Annotated in this window: 18 protein-coding genes; 13 read left to right on the top strand and 5 right to left on the bottom strand. The window is 48.7% G+C overall.

Translation table 11 applies throughout. The features are described 5' to 3' along the window. Positions 1 to 202: 202 nt before the first annotated feature. Both nhaC and aac(2')-IIb read left to right on the top strand, forming a co-directional pair. A complete protein-coding gene (gene nhaC, locus OHJ21_RS05915) occupies positions 203 to 1579 on the top strand; it encodes a Na+/H+ antiporter NhaC (RefSeq protein WP_486019509.1) in 1377 nt (458 codons plus the stop codon). 173 nt (positions 1580 to 1752) lie between these two features. Then, complete coding sequence (gene aac(2')-IIb / locus OHJ21_RS05920) at positions 1753 to 2475, top strand: kasugamycin N-acetyltransferase AAC(2')-IIb (RefSeq protein ID WP_486019510.1); 723 nt, start codon at positions 1753 to 1755, stop codon at positions 2473 to 2475. Between the two features lie 100 nt (positions 2476 to 2575). On the opposite strand, the gene OHJ21_RS05925 is transcribed toward aac(2')-IIb, so the two are convergent. From OHJ21_RS05925 to OHJ21_RS05935, 3 genes are all read right to left on the bottom strand, one after another. Next, positions 2576 to 2785, bottom strand: a complete 210-nt coding sequence (locus OHJ21_RS05925) for a hypothetical protein (RefSeq protein ID WP_100539335.1) — start codon at positions 2783 to 2785, stop codon at positions 2576 to 2578. An 82-nt stretch (positions 2786 to 2867) separates the two neighbouring features. Then, the gene (locus tag OHJ21_RS05930) at positions 2868 to 3737 is read right to left on the bottom strand and encodes a serine/threonine protein kinase (protein ID WP_100536781.1); all 870 of its coding nucleotides are present in this window, start codon (positions 3735 to 3737) and stop codon (positions 2868 to 2870) included. A gap of 141 nt (positions 3738 to 3878) precedes the next feature. Further along, positions 3879 to 4751: a helix-turn-helix domain-containing protein gene (locus OHJ21_RS05935; protein WP_486019511.1), complete on the bottom strand. Its 873-nt coding sequence runs from the start codon at positions 4749 to 4751 to the stop codon at positions 3879 to 3881. 147 nt (positions 4752 to 4898) lie between these two features. On the opposite strand from OHJ21_RS05935, the gene OHJ21_RS05940 reads away from it, so the two are divergent. Together OHJ21_RS05940 and OHJ21_RS05945 are read left to right on the top strand one after the other, a co-directional pair. Continuing rightward, positions 4899 to 6458 carry a HEAT repeat domain-containing protein gene (locus tag OHJ21_RS05940; RefSeq protein ID WP_486019512.1) on the top strand — a complete coding sequence of 520 codons (1560 nt, stop codon included), beginning with the start codon at positions 4899 to 4901 and terminating at the stop codon, positions 6456 to 6458. A gap of 210 nt (positions 6459 to 6668) precedes the next feature. Beyond that, positions 6669 to 8753, top strand: coding sequence for a DUF5054 domain-containing protein (locus OHJ21_RS05945; protein ID WP_486019513.1), 2085 nt, complete (start codon positions 6669 to 6671; stop codon positions 8751 to 8753). Positions 8754 to 8845: 92 nt separating this feature from the next. On the opposite strand, the gene OHJ21_RS05950 is transcribed toward OHJ21_RS05945, so the two are convergent. Continuing rightward, positions 8846 to 10309, bottom strand: a complete 1464-nt coding sequence (locus tag OHJ21_RS05950) for a 4-hydroxyphenylacetate 3-hydroxylase family protein (RefSeq protein WP_486019514.1) — start codon at positions 10307 to 10309, stop codon at positions 8846 to 8848. Between the two features lie 191 nt (positions 10310 to 10500). Continuing rightward, entirely contained in the window at positions 10501 to 11286 is a 786-nt protein-coding gene (locus OHJ21_RS05955; RefSeq protein WP_486019515.1) for a M15 family metallopeptidase, read from the bottom strand. A gap of 174 nt (positions 11287 to 11460) precedes the next feature. On the opposite strand from OHJ21_RS05955, the gene OHJ21_RS05960 reads away from it, so the two are divergent. The 9 genes from OHJ21_RS05960 to OHJ21_RS06000 all read left to right on the top strand — a co-directional run bounded on the left by OHJ21_RS05960 (position 11461) and on the right by OHJ21_RS06000 (position 22848). Next, entirely contained in the window at positions 11461 to 12024 is a 564-nt protein-coding gene (locus OHJ21_RS05960) for an SMI1/KNR4 family protein (protein ID WP_326115264.1), read from the top strand. A gap of 36 nt (positions 12025 to 12060) precedes the next feature. Next, positions 12061 to 13035, top strand: coding sequence for a phosphotransferase enzyme family protein (locus tag OHJ21_RS05965; protein WP_486019516.1), 975 nt, complete (start codon positions 12061 to 12063; stop codon positions 13033 to 13035). A gap of 120 nt (positions 13036 to 13155) precedes the next feature. Then, positions 13156 to 13746 (top strand): hypothetical protein, encoded by a 591-nt coding sequence (locus tag OHJ21_RS05970; RefSeq protein WP_486019517.1) that lies wholly within the window; start codon positions 13156 to 13158, stop codon positions 13744 to 13746. 202 nt (positions 13747 to 13948) lie between these two features. Continuing rightward, the gene (locus OHJ21_RS05975; RefSeq protein ID WP_486019518.1) at positions 13949 to 15169 is read left to right on the top strand and encodes an amidohydrolase; all 1221 of its coding nucleotides are present in this window, start codon (positions 13949 to 13951) and stop codon (positions 15167 to 15169) included. Positions 15170 to 15178: 9 nt separating this feature from the next. Further along, on the top strand, positions 15179 to 16651 hold the full coding sequence (locus OHJ21_RS05980; protein ID WP_486019519.1) for a sensor histidine kinase: 1473 nt from the start codon (positions 15179 to 15181) through the stop codon (positions 16649 to 16651). 6 nt (positions 16652 to 16657) lie between these two features. After that, positions 16658 to 17353, top strand: coding sequence for a response regulator transcription factor (locus tag OHJ21_RS05985; RefSeq protein ID WP_100536790.1), 696 nt, complete (start codon positions 16658 to 16660; stop codon positions 17351 to 17353). Between the two features lie 131 nt (positions 17354 to 17484). Continuing rightward, positions 17485 to 18969, top strand: coding sequence for an S-layer homology domain-containing protein (locus tag OHJ21_RS05990; protein ID WP_486019520.1), 1485 nt, complete (start codon positions 17485 to 17487; stop codon positions 18967 to 18969). A 500-nt stretch (positions 18970 to 19469) separates the two neighbouring features. Further along, a complete protein-coding gene (locus tag OHJ21_RS05995; RefSeq protein ID WP_486019521.1) occupies positions 19470 to 21629 on the top strand; it encodes a helix-turn-helix domain-containing protein in 2160 nt (719 codons plus the stop codon). Between the two features lie 262 nt (positions 21630 to 21891). Then, on the top strand, positions 21892 to 22848 hold the full coding sequence (locus tag OHJ21_RS06000; RefSeq protein ID WP_326119776.1) for an ABC transporter permease: 957 nt from the start codon (positions 21892 to 21894) through the stop codon (positions 22846 to 22848). The last annotated feature ends 5 nt before the right edge of the window (positions 22849 to 22853 follow it).

The raw sequence follows: 22853 nt of genomic DNA on the forward strand, positions 1-22853 counted from the left end.
TCGGGTGCAGTCGCCTTTTTGTGGTCTTGTTCATGGTTCGTACATTGACGAAGTTTGTACTTATCGTTTATAGTGTTACTTTGTGCTTCATTGCACAGAAGCAAAGAAGCCGAAAAGCATAAAAGCGAAAAAGTGAATCATTCATAATCAAACGGACGGGAAGGATCTCCCGCCACGACCATGTATAAGGAGTCTTAGCACCATGGAACGACATCTCAGTTTCTCAAAAAGCATCATTCTTATCGCGTTTATACTGGCAGTACTGTTTGTCTCCATCTTTCTTTTTAAGGCAGAGCCGCATATTCCGCTCCTGGCAACGACCGTGGGCATCGCCACCTTGCTGCGGTTGTTCGGATTTTCCTGGAAGCAGCTCGAATCCGCGATCATTCAAGGCATCCAAACGGCGATTATGCCAATTCTCATCCTTTCACTCATCGGTATTCTGATTGCGGTATGGATGATGAGCGGTACCGTCCCGACCATTTTATACTATGGAATGGATTATATTGAACCTCATTATTTTGCCGTGAGTGCGTTATATGTGACGATCGTGGTTTCGATGTTTACCGGAAGCTCCTTCACGACTGTCAGTACGGTTGGCGTTGCCTTCATGGGAATCGCCGTAACGACAGGGATTTCTCCGACACTGGCAGCAGGAGCGGTAATCTGCGGCGCTTGTTTCGGTGATAAAATGTCGCCGCTTTCCGACACAACGAATTTTGCTCCTGCGGTCGCGGGCATATCCTTATTCACCCATATAGGCAACATGATCTACACCACGGTGCCGGCCCTAATCGTGACAACGCTCTTTTTCCTGCTTGCACCAACCACGAATACCCTTGATTTATCATCGATAAATCAAATCAAAGCTGCTCTGAATGGCGGATTTCAAATTCATTGGCTAACGTTGATATCTCCGCTTGCGGTTATTGCCTGTTCCATCAAACGGATTCCAATTCTCCCGACGCTTATTGTCGGCATTGTCACCGGACTCATCGTAACGGCCTTCGTTCAGCAGCAGACGGCGATCGATGTCTGGTTCAGCGTCATGCAGAGCGGCTACAAGAGCACAATCGCCAACGAAACCGTTGCTTCCATCGTCAACCGCGGCGGATTACAATCGATGATGGGGTCCGTATCGCTGATCTTGATTGCTTTAGCCTTAGGAGGGCTGCTTCAGCATTGCGGCGTCATTGAAGCCTTCTTCCGCAAAGTCATGCAACCGCTGAAGCGGAAGAGCAGCATTGTCCTGATGACGGGGGCATCCTCGATTGCGGTCAACGGCATGACGGGCGAGCAATATTTATCGATCCTTTTGCCTGGTCAGATGTTCAAGGAAGAATACACCCGCAGAGATATTCCGTCGAAGACGTTGTCCCGTACATTGGAGGATTGCGGTACGCTTGTTAACCCATTGATTCCTTGGGGGGTTAGCGGTGCCTTCTTCGCAGCTACGCTTGGCGTACCGGTCATTGAGTATGCACCGTATGCAGCTTTCTTATGGTTAAGCCCGCTCTTCACGTTTGCCTATGCGTTGATCCCGCGATTGCAGCGGAACTCGCTGGGAAGGAAGATATAACGGTTACCCATTAAACCTAATCTCAATGTTGACCTTGCCTCCCGGATAGGGGGAGACAGGGTCTTTTTTATTAAAGCGATTCATACCCAGCCTATTCTTGGATTTATCTGTTACGATGGAAAGTGATATGCAGCCAACTTCGAGGATTCATTTCTAAGGGAGGGGATATAAGCATGAACCATTGGATAGATAAAGAGCCAACGGCTACGGCGCTGATGGAAATGCATGTCCGGGCGATGTTTACGCATGACCGCGATATGCGAATTCGCACCATCAACGAGCCTTGGCCGGGGGAGGAGCTTGCCCCCAGATTTTTCCTGGGTCGCACGATAGACGGTTCCGCGATCTGCCGGTTTCGTCATGATGTTCCCGAAAGAATTGCCGCCCAATTGAAGGCGCTGGTTGAAGATGAGCCGATCGTAAACGATGAGGTTCCGACGAAGCCTAAACATGTTGCCGCTTATATGAATCTCCTTCGTACTGAGCACTATACGAGCGGACCCTGTTACCGGATACCTGACAAAACAACACCGGCCAAACAGACGGTATGGATCACTCGAGAAAATATGAACGACTATTCGCTCACCGGTTTTGAATGGCTGATCACGGAAATCGATTACGGCCAGCCTTGCGTTGCGCTCATTCATGAAAACAGGGTGGTATCGGTTTGCCGGAGCGTTCGGATTACGGAAGGAGCACACGAAGCCGGGCTTGAGACGTTAGAGGAATTACGCGGAAGAGGTTATGCGGCTGCCGTTGTTGCCGGATGGGCAATAGAGGTGCGTAAGAGAGGCGCGCTGCCGTTGTACAGCACTTCATGGGAGAATAACTCTTCCCGGAGAGTCGCAAGTAAATTAATATTATCCTATTACGGGGTTAACTTCACGATCAGATGAGATGCCCGGCAGCGTAGACTCCTTACTGTATGAAGCCATAAAGAAATCCCTCAAAAAAGTTGAGGGATGAAGTGAAGTACTCCATGATGATGTTTAATGATTAGCTCGAGCTGCCTCTTCTGTTCTTATAATAGCCATGACCTTGGTTGCCATGCCTGTGCTTGTAATCAGACGAGGAACCTTTACGACGCGAATAGCCATGACTGCTGCTGTATTTTCTTCCATAATTCTTCGCGGAACTGCTGTAACGCTTACGGCCATGACTATGGGAAGTAGAGTGGAGAAGCTTGTTCATGATTTTTCTTAACATGTGAAAACATCCTCCTTTCTTGTTCGTAATCATTCCATATAATTTAATCGGATCGTAACATAAATGAAACCCCATAATCAAATTAAAGGCTGCCCTTCTTATCCGAGGGGTGGCTTCTTGTTTCAGCGAGCGACTGCAGCTCGTGCATGAACTCCAAAGAGCTTGAGTAAGGTTCACTCAATTGCAGCAAGCGTTTGATCATATGCTGCAGTCCCGTCGAGAGATGCAATTCTTCCTGCCAGCTTCGCTCCACGGCTGCGACCCGATTGTGATCCGGTTCGTAGGTGGAGTAGAGCATGAACAACATAAAGTGACCAATGTCCCGAAGATCCTCGCTTTCCTTCGAATCCTTAAATTGAACAGAGGACGCCGAGCTGCCTCGCTTGAACTTTTTCCGTACAGGTACTTGAAGCGGAGGGGGTTCACCGATCCTTCTCGCCAGGCCAAAATCAATAAGGTTGATCCTGTCATCCTTAAACAGTACGTTAGGAATCCGCAGATCAAGATGAACATAGCCTTGCTCGTGTAGGTATCGGACCAGCTTCAGAAGCTGCTGTGTGATCTCGATGCATTCGTCTTCTTCGTATTTCATGTTTTGTTCAAATATCAAATCTTCAAGCGTATCACCGTTCATGTAAGACATGACCAGATAACGATCGCGGTTGTTCGTGAAAAAATCCCGATATGCCGGAATTTGCGGATGCTGAAGGGATCTTAATACCGCTGCCTCCCGATCCAGCAATTGTCTGGCATAATCGCCTTTGCTGGGTCGTGACTGTTTGACCGCCACCACATCGCCGCTCTGTTGATCCATGCATTTATACAGGATGCCGTAACTGCCTTCCCCAATCCTCTGTTGAACGGTGTAACGATTCCCCAGTATCGTATTTTCTTCAGCCGGGTAATCCCGCCAATTGTTTATAAAGGAGCTTAGGTATGAAAAAAAACGCATATCGATTCCAAATCTCTCCTTTTGGTCCCTCTAGTATGTTTAGAGCAAGTGCGATCCCTTGTTATCGTACATTATATGCTTTTTGAATGGATTAGACGAATAGAGGGAATATCCTGCCGGATTAGGGTGAACCTCTGCTGGTCAATCGATATCCTCTCGATCTTTCCTATAATCTAGCGGAGATAAGCCGTTAAGTTGCCGGAACAGCTTCGAAAAATAATGGATAGAAGAGAAGCCGTGCTTCTCGGCGATCTCCGTGATGCTGAGGTCCATATTGCGCAGATCCTCCTTGGCCCGATTGATGCGGAACTGGTTAATGTATTGGGTTGGCGGCAAGCCTGTCGATCTTCTGAACAATTCGAAAAAATAACCTCTGCTGATCCGAAGTTCCTCGTAATACGACTCCAATGGACGCAGCTTGCCGTGCAGGATATCCTGATCCAGTCGCTCCAGTAGTTTGTTCATTCTATGATCGGGAATGGCTTCATCCTGCAATGCGAATGCAAGAAAATACTCGATGAATTGCAGGAACCGGCTTTGTGTCCTTACGCTGCGCATGTAGGTATGCTCATTCTCGAATTGGTTCCCGGTGTAGAATTTTTCAAAGAGGTCGCTCCATACGTTGATCTTCTCAACCCTCATAAGCTCGGGTATGGCATAGGGAAAAGAAGGGCCTACATAGGAAGGAATCAGCTGGGCAATGTCATAACAGATCACGCTGGGATGATCCGCCATAGCCCGGCGGTCCACATAGGACCAGTCGAAATAACAGCAGACATGTACCATGGGATCCTGGCTGTCCGCTATCCAATCATGCGGCTGTCCTGCCGGTATATAGACTAGGGAACCCGGGTCGGTATGGTATGTGTGGCCTCTGGTGCGAAGAATGCCCTTACCCTCGGTAATTAGATAAAGCGATGACGAATAGCAGTGCCGGTTGTTATTGCTTTGACCTTTGGAAAAGGGATACCGTGTCGCATAAAACACATAGGGATGGAAGACGGCAAAATCCACGTATTTATTTCCACATCCTTATAAGATAAGATTCTATAAATATTCGCATGACGATTGTACAAAAGCCTGACGTTTATGTAAATACAGCGATCGTCACCATTGCTATACTAACACTGAATTCATTTCATGCATGAGGAGGGAATTAAGATGTTGGATTGTGAATGCCTGTTGACGGATGAACAAATCATTCAATTTATTACGAAGGGGTATGTGGTGCTTCACAACGAATTGCCGGATCAGCTTCATGCTGCCGTCAGGGATAAAATAAATGTTGTATTGCACGAGGAAGGAAATCCCGGCAATAACATCCTGCCCCGTGTGCCCGAGATTCAGCAGTTCTTCGAAACGCCGGTCGTTAAAGGGGCTTTGACGAGTGTACTCGGACCGGATTACTATATGCATCCGCATCGGCATTGCCATTACAATCAGCCGGGCGATCCGCTGCCGGGAGGCGGGCAGTGGCACAAAGACGGTTACTGGTCCAGCATGCGCAGCCACCGGCCTTGGTGGGCGATGATTTTTTATTACATGCAGGATATCACTGAGGAAATGGGACCGACCGCCATCATGCCCGGTACCGCATATTACGAAAAGTTTGTAGGCGATCAAGGCGAGACGCTGCTGCCGACCGGCAAAGCCGGAACGATGGTTCTGGTTCATTTTGATTTATGGCATAAAGCTTCGCTTAATGTCTCCGACATGGATCGTTACATGTTAAAGTTTCAATTCGTTCGATTACATGCGCCGGAATCGCCGAGCTGGAATCATCAAGAGAAGGAGATGAGCCTTACGGGCGGAACACCTTACGTGCATTTGAATCTATGGAGAGATGTATGGAATTGGATGCGCGGCGAACTGGGTCAGGGGATTCCCACTGCAACGGGAGGCAAAGCTCAAATAGAGCAATTGGCAGAAGATCTAAAGTCTGAGGACGAGACCGTTCGCGCAAGGGCCGCGGATCAAGCTGGATTGCTAGGAGAAAAGGCTGCTTCGTTGGCTCCTGAACTGGCCAGAATGTTGAATGATAGGGAGCCGGTAGCTTTGAATGCCGGTTATGCGCTTGGCCAACTAGGCTCCGCCGGCATCGATGAATTGATACGCCTCATTTCCGAAGGAGCAACGCAAATCGCAGAGAGAGCGGCTTACGGACTGCAAGGTGCCGGCGCTGGTGCCGTTCCAGGACTGCTTGCACTGCTGAAACACGCAAACGAGAAGCGCAGGGCGCTTGCTGCTTTCGCGTTGGGAGCGATGGTACCTTCGACGCATGAGGTTTCATCGGCATTGATCGCGTGTTTGCAGGACCCGAGCGATTGGGTTCGTCGAAATGCAGTCGAAGCGCTGGGCATGATGGGGAGCGAGGCAGGCGATGTGTGTCAGGCCTTGGCAAACGTATTGGAACAGTCGCTTCTGCAAGAGGGAAGTGGAACCGTGGAAACCGATGACACGGACTTCAGCCAGCAGAGCTATATCCTAAATAAAATGGGATACACTGCGGCCTTGTCGTTGCTTCGTACCGCCAAGGCTCCTGATGTTCCCCTTATTATCCATTCGCTTGAGCAAGCGCTTCACAGCAAGGATCGTTATGTAAGGGCGTATGCCTTCGAAACGCTTACCCATCTGCGGACACCCGAAGCGATAGATGTCCTGATTCGATATTATCGACCGGCCAGATGGTGTCCGGACACAACGAAGGCGAGCACTTTCTGATATCCGAATTTGCCTTCCGAAGCCCTTCCCATTCCCAGCCGAAATGAGAGGGGCTTTTTGGAATGCCTAAAGCTCCGGCGCGATTCATGGCAGGTGTCCTTTTTTTGCAAAAGCATGACCCTTTCATGCAAAGACTTGTGCGATCTGCTCTAGTAAAATGGGGCTCAAAGTTCGGCGTTAGCCGTTTATTGTTGAAAGGGGAAGTCATGGATGGCAACATCAATCAAAAAAGTTCATGTCGTATTCAAGACCCATCTGGACATCGGGTTTACCGATTTGGGAAAGAACGTAATCGAGCGTTATATGGAGCATTTCATACCCCAGGCTCTGGAACTGTCCGAACAGCTGGCAAATGAAGAGGGGAACGTAAAATTCGTATGGACGACCGGCTCATGGTTAATCGATGAATTTCTGCGAACGGCTTCTCCTGACATGCGAGCGCGTATGGAACATGCCATTGGGGAGGGACGCATCGTTTGGCATGGGCTGCCGTTTACGACGCATACGGAGATCATGGATGCCCGGCTATTCGAATTTGGAATCTCCATTTCGGGCGGCTTGGACCAAAAGTATGGAAAAACCACGGTTGCCGCTAAAATGACGGACGTTCCGGGCCATACCCTTGCCATGGTACCTTTGCTGGTTAAACACGGCATACAATATTTGCATTTGGGCGTTAACATGGTGTCCAAAAATCCCAAGGTGCCGGAGATGTTTGTATGGCGGGCTTCCGACGGCTCGGAGATCATCGTTCATTATGCGGATAGTTACGGCAAGCCGTTTCACATGGAAGGGCTGGAAGATGCCTTGTATTTTGCCCATACTCATGATAATCATGGTCCATCTTCTATGGAGGAGATCCGTGTTTTATTTGAACAGTTGGAGCGGGACTATCCAGGGGCGGAAATCATGGCCTCGACACTGGATGCATTTGCCCGGCGGCTTCAAATCGTGAAGGGCCGATTGCCTGTCGTGAGCGAAGAAATCGGGGATTCGTGGATACACGGCATTGCCTCGGATCCTTGGAAAATTTCCCGCTACCGAGAATTGCTTCGCCTCCGGGATCGCTGGATCGAATCCGGTCAATTGGACAAGAACAGTGATGCGTACGATCGATTTTGCAACCGTCTGATGCTGATTCCCGAGCATACCTGGGGGCTGAACAATTCCGTCTATCTCGCCGATTTTGTTCATTATTCCGCCACGGATTTAGCCGCTGCAAGAGCACGGGATATCGTTGAAGACAATACATTGAGAAAATATGACTACCTATGCCAGCAGGCGATTGATACCAGGTCGTACAGCCACTACGAGAGCTCTTGGCAGGAGCAGCGGGATTATCTTGAGGAGGCCGTTCAATCGCTGCCGAAGTCGTTGGCAGCTGAAGCGAGAAGGGAGCTGGATCGGATGAGCCAGCATCATCCCCTTCCGGGATCGGAGCCGATGGAGTACAAACAACCGATCGAAACAAACGAGCTGTACGAATTAGGTCAGTTTCAGGTGAGTTTCGCCGCCGACGGCTCGATAAACCGATTAATGGATCGATCCGGGAAGGCGTGGGCGGATGACCATCAGAGACTGGGCACTTATAGGTATGAAACCTTCAGCAAAGAAAACTACGACCGTTTCTTCAATGAATACATGACCAATCTGGATATCCATCATGGCTGGGCAGACAACGATTTCGGCAAGCCGGGAATCGAGTATGTCAAGCCGCGGCCGGAGCATCGGCGATATACCGCGTCATTGCGGACGTTGCACCTGGAGAGGAACGCCGATTATGATATCGTAACGGCGGAAATGAAGCTGCCGGAGATTCTCAGCAATCACTATGGGGCTCCCCGCCGATTGAACGTAATCTATACGTTCCTTGCGAATGAGCCCGTCATAGAGGTAAGTCTGAGCTGGAAGGGCAAACCAGCCTGCCGTCTTCCGGAAGCAAGCTGGTTCTCGTTTGCCCCCCTTGTGGATAATCCCAACGCATGGATGATGGATAAGCTGGGCCAGCGTATATCTCCGTTATTCGTCGTGAAGGACGGTAACCGGAACATGCATGGTGTCAATTCCGGCCTATATTATGAGGGGGCAGACGGAACGGTGGTTATTGAAACCTTGGACGCGCCGCTTGTGTGCCCGGGGGAACCGCGTTTGCTGCAATTCGACAACTCCTATGCTTCATTGACCGGTGGATTCCATTTCAATCTGCACAATAACATTTGGGGTACAAACTTTATGATGTGGTTCGAAGACGATATGAAGTATCGGTTCAGATTGAGACTGCATTCTCATTCGTGAGCTATATGTGCCCATCATGAAAAACAACACGGAAAGATGTGAGTTTATAACTCGCATCTTTTTTATATATGCACGATCATCCGTCGATCAAGTTATGATGAAGGATGGTTCTTGGTAATAAAATCGTTAATCCTGCTTCGTAGCTGCCCATGCTGTGCAAAATGGTTATACATGCGATAAGCTGCCGTCTGCGCATTTCCGAAGAAAAATCGTTCAAACTGGGTTTGCCGACCACCGAACGAGCTCGCACCAAGCTCCCAAGCAAGCCTGAACAATGCGATTCGATCCCAAGCCTCCGTAGTGGATCCTTTTAAATATTGGTTAAGGTAAGGTCCGGAATCCGATTGAAAATCCAATTCGGAAGGGATCATAATCAGGCCGCTGGAGCCTAGCAGCTGAATCATCTCTACCATCTCGGGATAGAATTTGGGGAAGAGGATGCTGGATGCGAGAAGAGGACCGGCGGCAGGAACAAAATATCCGAATGGATCCTGGCTGGCCCCCTGCTCGGACGCCAATCTTAATGCTTTGAAGGTCTCCAGAAATGTAATCATTTTCGCAACATTCGAGACCATATGGGGCTCGAGCCCTACGTTCTGTTCATCTGCCAAGGATTCCAGCAAACCGAGCATGAATTCGGTTTTAACGATATATCGGATGGCCATTTGGTGGGCGATATGCGTATGAAAGTGACTCTCGCCGAATAAACGCCCGGCGTAAGTCTCGTCCCCATAGTAAAATATTCGATCATGAGGGACCAGCACGCGGTCGAAGATGACAAGCGTGTCCATCTCTTCGTATCTGGCGCTGAGAGGATAATCATAGGAAGAAGTGGCACCGTAGCTTTCGCGGCATATAAAAGTCATCCCCGGTAAATCGTTGGGAACCGCGAATGCAAATGCAGAAGGATTCACATCCTGGGACAACGTTGTGGACGGTGTCGGGAATACCAGCATTTCTTCGCATGTTGCGCCTTGTGTTGCCATCATGAAGGCCCCGCTTATGATCATTCCTTCATCGTTAATCTCTATGACTTTAGCCGCGATAGAGTCTTCAGCAGCATCTTGCTGACCGGACATCTTACAAGCATAGGGCTGGATGAAGGCGTGAGATAATGTAATGTCATGATCACGACAGTACTTATAATAGTTCCTGAGATTTTCCGCATATTTCGGGTGATGTTCCTCCAGAATATCGGCTGCGGTATATAAGGACATGATCGCGGTGTTCATATAATCGGGAGAGCGCCCTAGAAATCCGTGATGCCTGTTCGCCCATAACTCCATCATGAGTCTGCGTTTCTGCAAATCCTCAGCGTTCTTTGGCGGGAGAAAAGACAAGCCTACGCGTTCGCCCGTATCGGGTGAGGGGTACGTCATCTGTTCGATATAACTTGCTTCACATTGCATATCGTATAGATCAGCCTGGGTTTGTATAAGACCTTGGAATGCAGGATGATCGGATAAAGGTCCCTGGATAGGCTCTCCTTTATACCAAATGTTGATATTCTGTCGGTCAATCCGTTCGATATACTGCTTTCCCGATTTAATAGGCACGTTGTTCACCCCATTTGCGAAAATCATAGCTAACGAACCTGTCTACTGCTGTTAATGTACGTGCTTAGTCTATATGGAGTACGTTGTCCGCCGGATACGAAGTAAAATATGCGAATGTACCTTAGAAGCATAAGCCAAGAAATGCAGGCAAAAAAAACGGACCCATTATGGTCCGTTTCTTGATTGTGCGATTATTGGGATTGGCCCAGATACTGCTCAAGCGTCAGGTTTTGTCTCGTGATTTCTCCCGCTATATAGACGCCAACGTAACGAACATGCCAAGGCTCATAAGAATAGCCGGTTAATTTCTCCTTGCCTTTTCCGTAACGAATGATAAATCCGTATTTCGGTGCATTGGCTTTCAGCCATTTGCCCTCCTTGGTATTTCCGAAGCTTTGCTCCAAAGCATACCCTACGGAAGCACTGGATATATCCATGCTGAGCCCGGTCTGATGCTCGCTTTGTCCCGGACGCGCACTTGTTTTGTTAGCGACAGCCTCGCCCTTATTACGGGCGTTGCGTTCGAATATGGCTTTTTGGGTGGCATAGGACCGGTAGCCCGACACGGCTTTGAGGTCAATCCCGTCTTTCTTGGCTGCCGCAAACAATTTTTCCAGCGCAGATGCCGCTACCTTTTTCATCTGTTTTTTAGGACTGGGTCCCGAGAAGCTGAACGGAATATGGGGTACAACCAAGTCTTGCGGAACATAACTCGATGGTAGATTTCTTTGCTTGTTGACGAGTACAACGGTACTAGATAGATTGGTGACCGTATTTATACCATGAACGGTCTTTAAAGTCCGGTGAGGTGCGTTGTTTTCCAAAAACTTAGTAAATGATAAGCTGGAAGAAGATGCAGCGGCAGCTTCCACCTTGCCAATACTTGTGCTGCTGAGAACACTAGATAAGGCTAGGCTTGTGACAACGGAACCTATGATGACCGTGGGTATGATGGATTTGACGATTTTTTTGTGCATTTGAAGTCCCTCCTCGTTAGCTATCTCTGAGTATATAAGAGAGTTATATCGATAGAATCTCTGACTTGTTTCTGAATTGTAAACAAAATAGAATAGATCGAATCTAATAATAACCCAAAATAGATAATAGTGATATGAAATAGAGACCAATTTCTACATAAGGAGACATTTTAGATGGAAATACGCAATTATATCAAACAAGGGTTTGAGACCTATTACGCCAAATACAGTCAAGTTACGGAGGAGGGATTCTGCAGGTGGATGCGCCCGGACGTTCCCGCAGAGATGAAGGCCGTCGATACGGGTGAGGAGTGGTCCATATGGAAGTTGGTGCCTTCCACTATAAGCGAAGTTCATATTGGGGCGATGGAACAAGAGTATGGATTGACTTTTCCCGAGTGGTATAAAGCATTCATCTCCACGTACCATCATTACTTTGACATCATACCAGAACAAGCTGTGGACGAGCCGCTGGATAACGTCAGGGACATGTACAATTCCTTGTTATGCCGGCTGGGATATCTTCCTTTCACATGGGATTCCGAATACGGAAAAATATGGTGTATCGATGTAAACGAAGACGCGGGCGATGGCTTCGGGGCTATCTATGAGATTGAACATGAAATATGTTTTGATCTGGATGAAGAACAAACGGATCGGGCTGAGCTTCAAAAGTCACTGGTATTTCTATATCCTGATTTCAAGGCGTATTTTGACCATACGTTCCTTGAAGGATGATGCGGTCCATTTTATACATAGAAGGAGAAGTTTCACATGCAAAATGAACAGCTGCAAGAAATTTTGAACGAATACGGCATCCGGGAACCCGAGATTACGTTTATTCGGCATAATGAAAATCGAACCTATAAGGTGGAAGACCATGACGGAAGTACATATCTGCTGCGCATTCATCAACCGGTAAAAGACGGCATGGCAGGTCAGCAGCATACCTATGACGGTTTGATGGGTGAACTCCAAATGCTGGAGCACTTGTCAGGCCGGGATCAACTGCTTGTCCAAAGGCCGCTGCGTAATCGGGAAGGCAAACTGATTACGATCATCGAACACGAAGGGAAGCGTTGGAACAGCTCCATGCTTACCTGGTTGGAAGGAAGAGACCTGCAGAAGGATGACCTAAGCGATCCGGTCATGGTCGAGAAGCTGGGGGCCAGTATTTCAGAGCTGCACCAATTCTATGGTCAGTACGTGCAGGAGGGCTTGGATAAGCGTCCGAGTCAGGGGATTGCTTACAATCAATACATGATCGGGGTTATCAAGCAAGGGTTAACAAAAGAATTGTTTACTTTCTCCGATGTTTCCGTCATTGAAGAAACGATATCGTTAGTTAACGCGCGGCTTAAGGACAGGCGCAATGAAGAAGCCTGGGGTCTCATCCATGGTGATTTAAGCTTGGGGAATATCATCAGGACCCGGAATGGAGAGCTGAGCTTTATCGATTTTGGTTTTTTCGGACCCGGGTATTATTACACGGATGTTGCTATGGGTGTGATGATGGTTCCTTCGGAGCTTCGGGATTTATTCCTGAAAGGGTATTATGGGAATGATCATGCGGGACAAGATGAGCTTGTTCTGTTAGAAGGCTTCATGCTGCTGGCCATTATCGGATACTACGTCTTTCAGATGGAGAATGAATCCGTGCATGCATGGATGCGTGAACGGATGCCGAAGCTGTGCGCCGATTACTGTAAGCCTTATTTGTCGGGTGAACGCATATTTTATTCTGTATAGTTCGATAACGGATCTGACAGTACCCATGAAAGTTCATTTATGCATTCAATCCCTTGGTATGGACGCTGATCGGGTGATACCATATGAGGTATACGACTTAAGATTAGAGGTGAACACCAAATGGCGGAAAGCAAGCTTCTGCTGCAACAAAAAGCTCTCCAGGACGAGGCTTCTGAGGTGGCAGAGGAACTTCGACTTTACGAGTTATTAAGTCAAGCAGGCGAACCGGTGCGAGTCGGCAGTTCAGCCCTCGGATTGATGGTATGGAGAGACCTGGACATGACGGTAATATGCTCTCGGCTGAATCAGCAATTAATTGCACAGATCGCAATGGAGCTCATGCTGCAAGCTGGTGTACGGGAGCTGAAGTTCATCAACGATACCGGCGATTATAATACGGATCCCGCTTATCCGGATGGCTTGTACATTGGCCTAAAGTATAAGTCTCAGCAGGGGAAGGAGTGGAAAATGGACATTTGGTTCGTGGATGAACCGGAAAGACAGCCCGACTTGAAACATATCATAACGATGCCTGAACGGCTGACCGAGGAACGCCGGGAAGCTATTTTGAGAATCAAACATAGTTGGGCAAGCCGTGATGAATATGGCAAGAAGGTGCGAAGTTTCGATATTTATACAGCGGTTCTGGAAGAAAACGTAAGGACGCTGGAACAGTTTCAGGTATGGCTGGACCAAAGGTCCATGAATTAAGAATAAAGCCCATGATTCAATAATAGGAGATTTACATATGGAGATTATCAAGCATAACCAGAAGAGTCATCCTAGCGGGTGGCTTTTCTTTTTTATGTATATGTAAAACATAAGTGAATCCTATTTTTTTAATATTATCCATATCATTTTTCCTGTGATAGCATAATCGTATGTCTGGCTAGGGGAGAGAGGAATGATGGATATGAGTTCAGCATTTTGGTTAACAAATGCCCGATTAGAGAGTGGTTATGAAGTACAAGAGGGCGTTATTACGGGAACAAAGACGGAGATTCGCCATATATTCATAGATGATGGGAAAATCGCGAAAATCGTAGCTTCGGACACAACTATAACAGACGAGTGGCCGCAACACGACGTGAAGGGTTTATTGCTTCTGCCATCCTTTATCGAAAAGCACTGCCATTTGGATAAAACGCTGCTCGGTGACAAGTGGCGTGCCGTTACGCCGGTTTCCAGTATTTTCGAGCGTTTGGCTATCGAGAAAGCGACGCTTCCTTCGCTGGATAACTTGACGCAAGACCGTGCAGAAAGGCTTCTTGATGTTTACCTGGAGTTCGGCGTGACGCATGTGCGTACGCATGTGGATATCTATCCGGAAGTGGGATTAGACCATTTAGAAGCGGTTCAACAGGCATTACGCACATTTGAAGGAAAGTTATCCTATGAGATCGTTGCTTTTCCTCAGCATGGTTTGCTGCGCTCGAAGTCAAGGGAATGGGTAAGACAAGCACTTCGCAGCGGAGCAAGCTTGGTTGGCGGGGTTGACCCGGCGACGGTGGATGGCGATATCGAGGCATCCTTGCAGGAAATGGTGGAGCTCGCAGTCGAAGCCCATGCGGGCATTGACCTGCATCTGCACGATGCCGATCATCTAGGGATCTTCACCATGAAGCGATTAGCTCAGTTAACCATTGATGCAGGTCTGCAAGGCAAGGTGGCGATAAGCCATGCCTTCGGACTGGGTGATATTCCACCATCCCAAGCACAAGAGATGGGGGACTTGCTCGCTGATGCGGGGGTCGCCATTATTACGAGTGTGCCCATTGGCCGCAAGTTTCCGCCGGTTGGCTTACTGCACGGGCGCGGTGTAGAAGTAGCCGTCGGATGCGACAACATCTTTGATGTATGGTCGCCATTCGGAAATGGGGATGTGCTGGAGCGCGCCGGCCGACTGGCCGAAATATCCAGATGGGTGGATGAACGCGCTTTAGCGCAAACGCTCCAATATATTACCGGTGGCATTACACCGCTTAATCATGAAGGGGAACAGGTATGGCCGCAGGTCGGAGACGTTGCCAGCATCGTATTTCTAGAAGCTTCTTGTTCGGCTGAAGCCGTTGCGAGAAGATCCAAACGCGTGGCGACGATGTTTCAGGGAAACATCGTTTCCGGTTCTTTTTAGGCGAATTTCATGTCCATCCGGATTAAGTTGCTGCTGTCCTATACCGGTATGCTGGTCATCAGCTTGCTGGTCTTTGTCTTGACTGCCAGTTTGTTTACCGTTGCGGCTACCGGCGATATTCACGGTATTCGGGATTTTTATAAAGTGCACTACCAGATTAACCCGCTCACGGAACAAGAGGAGTCTATTTTCCTCGAATTAAAATATCTTGCCAAGAACGAGCCGGATGAGCTGCAGAACAAAGAGCTGCTGACGGAATACGATTTTAAGCTGAGAACCGTACGAGCGGGCCTGTATGTCCGCAGAGAAAACGACCAGATCTTTGAGTCCCATACGATGAACCAGCCTGAACTGGAAGCGAATCTGCCATCATATGACCTGAACAACAATCAGATTCGCAATACCCTCAACATCGGTGAGCGGTTTTATGCTTATGCCAAATATGATTTCCGGTATTCGGATGGTGCCAGAGGGAGTGTGTTTGTTATTCGAGAGCGAAGTCCTTTCGGCGAAGTCACGCGCAAGCTGCTGCCTATTCTTGTCTTGAGTCTCGTTGGCATCGTTGTCGTTGCAAATGTATTGTTATATCGCTGGATCACGCGGAGCGTAGTCAAACCGCTTGATTTGCTCCGCCATTCGGCGGAACACATCAAGGAGGGAAATCTCCAGTTTTCTCTGGATTTGCATTCCAAGGACGAAATCGGCCAGTTAAACGAGACGTTTGAGAATATGAGGAAACGCCTGCTTGAATCGATTCAGCTCCGGCTCCAGGATGAAGAGAACCGGAAAGAGCTGATCTCCAATATCTCTCATGATCTGCGAACACCCATAACAAATATTAAAGGGTATATCGAAGGCATACGCGACGGCGTTGCGGATACACCGGAGAAGATGGATAAATATGTGAACATCATTTACACCAAAACCATCGATCTGGATAAACTTGTGGATGAGCTGTTTCTTTATTCCAAGCTAGATTTAAAGCAGGTTCCGTTCATGTTTGAGCATGTCGATATCATCGGTTTTATAGACGATTGCATCGATGAGCAGCGCTATGTTTTGGAGGAAAAGGGAATACGGCTGGCGTGGAAGGAACGCACCGGTCAGCCTGTCGAGGTCATTGCCGATCTGGAAAAATTAAAACGAACGGTGCTCAACATTATCGGGAATGCTCAAAATTTTATGGACAAGTTGCACAAAACCATCTACGTTTCCACTCAGCTTTCTCCGGAATGGGTAACGGTTGAAATACGGGATAATGGCGTGGGCATCGAGCCGGAAGCAATCCCTTATATATTCGAAAGGTTTTACCGTGCGGAGCAATCCCGCAATTCTTCTACGGGCGGCAGCGGCCTGGGGCTTGCAATTGCCAGCCAGATCATCGAGGGACACGGAGGTGCGATCTGGGCGGAAAGCGAGCCCGGCGTCGGCACCAGCCTGTACTTTACCCTCAAACGAGCGATTACAAAGGAGGTGCTGTAATAACCCATGACAACACGCATTCTCATCATTGAAGACGAGACAACGATCGCTCAATTGGAGCGGGATTATTTTGAACTGAACGGTTTTCTCGTAGATCTATGCCATACAGGCAATGAGGGATTGAAGCTTGCCCTTAACGAGGACTACAGCCTTATCATTGTCGATCTCCAGCTGCCCGGTATGAATGGCTTTGAACTATGCAGTCATATCCGAAAGAACAAGGAGGTTCCCATTCTGATCGTATCCGCCAAGAATGAGGAGATCGATAAAATCCGTGCCTTTAATCTCGGTGCCGACGATTACATTACCAAGCCATTCAGCCCGAGCGAATTAGTTGCAAGAGCCAAGGCCCATCTGATGAGATATGTAAGGCTTATGGGCAAACAAAGCCAAAGTCCAAGTTCAGAAATTCATATTCGCGGCTTGGTCATCGATAAATCGGCGCGAAGAGTGTTCATCCGAAATGAGGAAGTCACGTTTACGACCCGGGAGTTTAATTTGCTTGAATTTCTGGCAAGCCATCCGAACCGGGTGTTTAACAAGACGGAACTGTTTGAACGGATTTGGGGCATGGATTCCAGCGGGGATATCGCAACCGTAACCGTCCATGTCCGTAAGTTGCGCGAAAAGATGGAGGTGGATCCATCCAATCCGCAGTATATTGAAACCGTATGGGGGGCTGGCTACCGCTTTTCGGTCTAAACAATTTAGAATTTGTTAATAAAAGTTTTCGAAACGCTTAATCCCTGCTTTCTTGGGAGTTTAGGACTCTCTTCTATCATGGAGATATGACGATCCACGTTCATACTCATCGAAATAGGGAGGGTTTACAAATGAAAACATATTCTAATAAACTGGCGGCCATGATGGTGGCGGCTGCCCTGGGAACGACCGCTTCGCTTCCGTTTCATGTTCTGCAGGCTGAGGCTGCGGAGGTCCCACTGGCTGCACAAGATATAGAGCAAGCCACTCAAGAGCTGTCCCAGCTTCGCGTGATGCAGGGATACCAGGATGGCACGATGGGGATAACCAGTCCTATCACGCGGGCAGAGCTGGCGAAAATGCTTGTTCTTGCATTTGGACTTGAAGGCAAAGGGGATGCAAAGACAAGCTTTACGGATGTGAATCCAAACGCGTGGTATGAACGGTACGCGGCTGAGCTGGTAGCGCAGGATATCATGCAGGCACCGGAAGGACGTTTTGATCCACGGGGAATGGTTACCCACGCTGAGCTTGTACAAATGGTGTCCAAGGCTCTGAAACGAGACGCGAAGTCCGTGGATGATTGGGCGAAACGTTTTTACTCCGAGGAAGGCCATACGACTCGCGGTCAAGCGGCCTACTTGATAAGCGTTGCCCATGAGGCAATTCCGTCGGAAAAAGCTAAAATCACGAGTATTCGTGCATTGAATGCCATAACCCTGATCGTCACCTTCGATGCTCCCTTGACGGCAGAGAATGAGGCGTTTGCCAAAGCCAAAGAAGATTTTAAATTTAACGACGGGCTGGAACTCACCAACATGCCGCGCTTGAAGACAGGCTCGATTTCCACTTACATCGTCCCAACCTCCGTTCAAAAACCAGGTACATCGTATACGCTTACCTATAAAGGGAAAACAGCAGGCACATTTGCAGGCAATAGCGCGAAGTTGGACATGACAGAGGCTAGACAAGTCGCTCAGGATACGTTTGAGTTGGAGGCACTTAAAGAGAATGGCGTCGTTGACTACGGCTACGTTATTTCCGCCTATAGCGGAGGTCGCGGAGCCAATGCATTCGTGCTGGATGAGAACAACAGCGCCGATGGAATAGTCTATCAGATCATATCCTCTGGCCAAGCCAGGGAAGTCACGATTACGCCTGCAGGCGGACAACCTATCGTGGCCAAATACGTACCTTTTACCCAGTCCACGGATGGCAAACAAGAACCGAAATTCCGTTTGCCGGAAGGCCAGACGCTGACGCCGGGTGTTACTTATACCGTTACCTCGGATTGGGCACAGATGGCCAACCCGACATTCGTAGCAGGAGCGTTTGCTCCGCTGGAAATCATCGGAGCCGAGGCAATCAGCGACAGCTCCATTGCCATTACCCTGTCCGAGGATCCTGGGGACGAGCTCTTCTCCGGCCGGAGCGTTGAATTGACTGGAGCAGACGGCAACAAGCACATAGCAACCTACAAATATTCAAGCCGCAAGGGAGCCGTAGGCGTGTTTGATCTGACACAGGAGAGTAAACTGAAGTCGGGAATGACGTATACCATCAAACCGGTAGGCGAGTGGGCAGGAGAAACCGATGCGGCCCTGACTTTAAATTAATATTTTACAGCATGGACATGGCTGTACATGATCGAGAGGACGAGCGTAAAGCTTGTCCTCTTTGTATTTTTTTTTTGCGGACTATGATCAAAATATTCAAAAGCATGGTTATTTTCCGTTATTGTCATAAAGCATCATGATCCTTAACAATCGGATATTTACCAAGCTCACCGATTACCCTAATATGGAGTTACTTTCTGTCATTTAGCTGCATGCACGTATCGAGGCGGAAAAATGTACCTTTCTATACGCAGAAGTACCTACCCATGCGCCGCCAACATCCATTATGATCAGATTTATTAGCTGGCGGGAGAATTTGAGTCGATATTTTTTGAAAACGCTATCACACAAGGGGGGGGATATTTATTCTTAAGCATTCGAAGGTATTTCGCAGCTTTCTCATCTCCTATATTGCCATTCTGCTCATTCCCACTATCGGAGGATACATATCCTACTTAACCTCCATCTCCGTAACGCAATCCGTTTCGATTGAGAATAGCATGATTCAGCTCGAGAAAAGCCAGGAGCTGCTGGAACACCGGATGGCGGAAGTGGAAGGGATGACGCGGCAGCTGGCGATCAATCCAGACCTTAACGTGCTGCTCAACGATCATCTTGCCCAAAGGGATGTTTACGGCATATGGAGAACGATGCGCAATGTGCTGACCTTCGGTCAAACCAACGATTTTCTTCAGCATTACTACATCTATTTGGCGAATTACGACTTGATTGTAACGTCGGGCTCCTCTTATCGGCCGGAGCATTATTACGAGTTTTTTCATTATGACGGTCTCACGTTTGAGGAATGGAAACAACAGATCCTGGAGAAAGCCCATCGCAGTGAAATCAAACCGCTTTCTTCCTTCTCGGATAGGAACAACGAAACTTCGGTAATCACGTACATGCAGTCGCTCCCGTTGGACAGCTTCAACGATTCGTCCCCGGCCAATGTCGTGGTCGTGATTGATGAACAGACGATTGCCGGGTTGTTCTCGGGGTTAACCGACAATTACGGCGGCTGGGTCCATATCCACGACGGGAAAGGGAATACGCTTGCCCTTCAAGGAAACATGAAATCCGATGTGAGCCAAATCATAAACGATCCGGCATTCGATCAGAGCAAAGCCAGCCAGTTCTATAAGAATGACCTTGTGATCACCACACGCTCGGATAAGAGCGGCTGGGTCTATCAGGCCGGCATCCCCCGCAGCGCCTTAATGGAGAATGCCGATCAAATTAAACAAGCGTCCTGGTTCATTACCGGGGGCGCCATGATCGTGGGGCTGCTGTTCGGGTTGTATTGGGCTCATCGGAACAGCGTGCCGATCCATCGCATGATTAGCATCATGAAAGAGCAGTTCGGCAGGGATGAGCTGACGGAGCGCAATGAATTCGACTTTTTGAGCGGGAATATTGCCAATATGATCAGCAAAAACAAACAACTGGAAAACGAGCTGACGCGTCAGCTTCCGTTTGTCCGGGATGCTTTCCTGAGACGGCTGATTGCCGGCGAGTTTCAATCGAGGGACGAAATTGCTTCCGCTGCCCAGCAAGCTGATATTGCCTTGCATAACGGAAAAGGCTATGTCGGCATCCTGCAGATCAAAGGATATGCCGGCATGGATAGCGTGGAGATCCTTAATGAGCTTAACGCCGCCCGGCTTCTCATGAAGCAGGCCTTTTCCGAAATCGCCGGGTCGCTGCCCATGACGGATCTGGGCTCGGACAAAATGGTGGTTTTGTTCTTTACCGACGAAGAAAGAGAGCCTGGGCCGGATGAAGAGCTTCGAATTACGAGGTTGATCGAAACGCTGACGAATCAGGTTCTGCATGAATATAAAATGTTCCTCCAAGCCGGTTTTGGCGATCCGTTCGACTCGGTCTCAGAGGCGGGGCAGTCCTTTGACCAGGCCAAGCAAGCCCTAGAATATGCCGTCTACTTGAATCAAAAAGAGACGATGTGGTACCGCGAAGCCAGAATCGTCAACACAACATATTACTACCCACTGGACACCGAGCAGCGCTTGATCAGCACGGTACGGGCAGGAGAGCTGGAAGAAGCCGAGAAGATCGTCAATCTGATCATGGATCATAATCTCCAACAGCGCGAGTTATCGGTCGAGATGAAGCATCAGCTGGTAGGTGAAATCAAAGGAACGTTCCTTAAATTAATGGATCAGAAAATTTTTGCGGAGTCGGAATGGTTTGAAAGCATAAAAAAGCGCATCATCGATATCGGGTTAACCGGGCCGCTGGAATCCATTCATAACGAAATCCATGCGATCATGGGAGAGCTGTGCAGATATATTGCCAATAAAAAGAAGGACTCCCATGCCAAACTGATCAAGCAGATTTATGAATATACGGAAGCGACGTACGCACATCCGGATCTCACCTTATACCGCGTGGCCGAGCACGTGGAACGGCCGGAGAAATACATCTCCCAATTGTTTAAGGAAGTAACCGGGGTCAATTATTCCGATCATCTGATCAAGGTGCGGATGGATCGGGCGGCCATACTGCTTGCGGAGACCAACCTCACGGTCGATGAAATAGCGGCTCAGGTGGGCTACAACAGCTCCCATTCGTTTCGCAGGGCATTCAAGCGTCTCATCGGCATATCACCGAGCGCTTACCGTCAGTCTCACGATGTCGTGTAGTATAGGTTGATCCTGACAAGCCGCATTGTCACTTAGGACGATGCGGCTGTTTGGGCTAAAGAAACGCGAATACGCGGGATTTGGCCCCTGACGAGACAGGATGCCCTGCGGAAAAGCGGTTATTTGTACGCCAAACAACCGAAGTGTACCTGTTCAAGGACCGGAATTCTCCCCTATGATCGACACATAAAGAAAACGCTGTCATTTCAATGCCGACACATCCGTTGTCATTACATTAGGGGGGATTATTCTGGAGAAGCCATTGGTAATCGAGCCGGAGCCTGTTATCCATACCGGCACCAGCACAGGCTATTGGCATGTTGCACGAAAGAGTTTGAGGAAGCATTGGCAGATGTACCTGCTCGTGATTCCGCCGCTGCTGTTTTTCCTGATCTTTAAGTACTATCCGATGCTGAATGCCGTTCTTGCCTTCAAGGACTACAACGTCATCAAGGGAATATGGGGCAGTCCCTGGGTAGGCTTCAAGCACTTCGAACTGTTCTTCGAGAATCCGTTATTCTGGACGCTCGTCAAAAACACGATTATTCTCAGCGGTTATCTCATCTTAGCCGGATTTCCGATTCCGATCGTGCTGGCGTTAATGATCAACGAGATCCGGGGCGGTCGATTCAAAAAGTTCGTCCAGCTGGTGTCCTTTGCGCCGTATTTTATTTCCACGGTGGTCATGGTGTCGATCATCATGCTGTTTCTGGCTCCGCGGCTGGGCTTTGCCAACGTGGCTTTGAATTTTTTCGGACTGGAGTCCGTGAACTTTCTCGGCGATCCGGGGATGTTTCGTTCCATCTACGTATGGTCCGATATTTGGCAGACGGCAGGTTATAGCGCGGTGATCTATTTGGCGGCATTGGCCGGCATTGACCCGACCCTGTATGAAGCGGCAAAGGTGGACGGCGCCTCGCGCTTCCAAAAGATCCGCCATGTGGATCTGCCGGGCATTGTGCCGACCATCGTCATCATTTTGATTCTGAATGTCGGTAACGTGATGGCACTCGGATTCGAGAAGGTCTATCTGCTGCAAAATCCGCTGAATCAGGTGAACTCGGAGATCATTGCAACCTATGTCTATCGGATCGGACTGCTGAATGCGAACTACAGCTTTGCAACCGCGGTCGGCCTGTTCAATTCCGTGATCAACCTTATTCTGCTGCTGACCGTGAACGGATTGGCTAAACGAATAACTAATAACAGCATTTGGTAAGGAAG

Source organism: Virgibacillus sp. LDC1 (assembly GCF_025792345.1).
Lineage (GTDB): Bacteria > Bacillota > Bacilli > Paenibacillales > Paenibacillaceae > Paenibacillus_AQ > Paenibacillus_AQ lautus.

Excerpts from the sequence above, each read along its gene's own strand:
- nhaC (WP_486019509.1), top strand. The coding sequence starts at position 203 with ATGGAACGACATCTCAGTTTCTCAAAAAGCATCATTCTTATCGCGTTT.
- OHJ21_RS05925 (WP_100539335.1), bottom strand. The coding sequence starts at position 2,785 with ATGTTAAGAAAAATCATGAACAAGCTTCTCCACTCTACTTCCCATAGT.
- OHJ21_RS05930 (WP_100536781.1), bottom strand. The coding sequence starts at position 3,737 with ATGCGTTTTTTTTCATACCTAAGCTCCTTTATAAACAATTGGCGGGAT.
- OHJ21_RS05940 (WP_486019512.1), top strand. The coding sequence starts at position 4,899 with ATGTTGGATTGTGAATGCCTGTTGACGGATGAACAAATCATTCAATTT.
- OHJ21_RS05945 (WP_486019513.1), top strand. The coding sequence starts at position 6,669 with ATGGCAACATCAATCAAAAAAGTTCATGTCGTATTCAAGACCCATCTG.
- OHJ21_RS05955 (WP_486019515.1), bottom strand. The coding sequence starts at position 11,286 with ATGCACAAAAAAATCGTCAAATCCATCATACCCACGGTCATCATAGGT.
- OHJ21_RS05960 (WP_326115264.1), top strand. The coding sequence starts at position 11,461 with ATGGAAATACGCAATTATATCAAACAAGGGTTTGAGACCTATTACGCC.
- OHJ21_RS05965 (WP_486019516.1), top strand. The coding sequence starts at position 12,061 with ATGCAAAATGAACAGCTGCAAGAAATTTTGAACGAATACGGCATCCGG.
- OHJ21_RS05970 (WP_486019517.1), top strand. The coding sequence starts at position 13,156 with ATGGCGGAAAGCAAGCTTCTGCTGCAACAAAAAGCTCTCCAGGACGAG.
- OHJ21_RS05975 (WP_486019518.1), top strand. The coding sequence starts at position 13,949 with ATGAGTTCAGCATTTTGGTTAACAAATGCCCGATTAGAGAGTGGTTAT.
- OHJ21_RS05980 (WP_486019519.1), top strand. The coding sequence starts at position 15,179 with ATGTCCATCCGGATTAAGTTGCTGCTGTCCTATACCGGTATGCTGGTC.
- OHJ21_RS05985 (WP_100536790.1), top strand. The coding sequence starts at position 16,658 with ATGACAACACGCATTCTCATCATTGAAGACGAGACAACGATCGCTCAA.
- OHJ21_RS05990 (WP_486019520.1), top strand. The coding sequence starts at position 17,485 with ATGAAAACATATTCTAATAAACTGGCGGCCATGATGGTGGCGGCTGCC.
- OHJ21_RS05995 (WP_486019521.1), top strand. The coding sequence starts at position 19,470 with ATGATTCAGCTCGAGAAAAGCCAGGAGCTGCTGGAACACCGGATGGCG.